This is a genomic window from Bartonella senegalensis OS02, assembly GCF_000312545.1.
Lineage (GTDB): Bacteria > Pseudomonadota > Alphaproteobacteria > Rhizobiales > Rhizobiaceae > Bartonella > Bartonella senegalensis.
Map to the genome: position 1 here is coordinate 1 of NZ_HE997558.1, position 919 is coordinate 919.

Genomic DNA, 919 nt, shown 5'->3' on the forward strand with positions numbered 1-919 from the left:
CTCTATTCTCAGCTGGAATTGCTGATATCAATAGTCAGAACACCCTGTTAGATAATATACGTGCAGCACTCTTTGAAGCAAAGGATCATAAAAAAATTAATAAAAGGGGTGCGATCTTCTTATCTTCCTATGGCAACAAAATCACATTATCCTCTAACCGCAGTCCATTACACTATGGCTATGGAGCTGATATTCAATATACTGCCGTGCAAGCAGGTGCTGCATTAGCCGCAATAGAAAATCAAAACATCACCGCAAATTTTGGTCTTTTAGGAATATACGGAAAGCTAGCTTTCACCCCAAAAGGAATGGCAGGTGCTGATAAGAGTACACTCGACAAATGGTCACTGGCTGCATATGGGAATGTTCAACATAACAGTGGCGTGTATGCCAATGCACTGTTCTCTTACGGAACTCTGAAGGGAAATATCACCAACGCTCTCATTGGGAACACTGCAGAATTGGATGGCTCGAGTACACTAAGTGCCTCCGCTACCATTGGACATAAACTAACAACCGATACAAAAGGATTGCTGTTTGAGCCACAAGCGCAACTTGTTTATCAGCACCTTACATTTAGCACCCTCTCAGATGTTGATGGCTTTAACGTAGATATGGGCAATCCTCATCAATGGCTGCTCCGTGTTGGGGGGCGTTTGACACAAACGATATCTTCTGTTGAAAAAGGTTCTACCACGTCTTTCTACGGTAAAGTGAATCTGATGAAAGCTTTTGGTGACAACAGCACAATACAGATTGGGGATGCTTTCCATCTCGATTCTATGGGAGCTTCCGTTGAAGGTGGTTTTGGTGTTAATGCCCAACTCTCTCATAATTTTGCCCTTCATGCGGATGTCACTTACCAACACAAGCTGCAAAAGGCTGGTATATCTGGACTTAATTTCTCTGGTGGAATACG

General features: G+C 43.0%; 1 protein-coding gene. It reads left to right on the plus strand.

Going from position 1 to position 919, the window contains the following annotated elements:
- A partial coding sequence (locus BN200_RS08380; RefSeq protein ID WP_019222116.1) for an autotransporter outer membrane beta-barrel domain-containing protein occupies nt 1-919 on the plus strand: 919 nt, incomplete at both ends.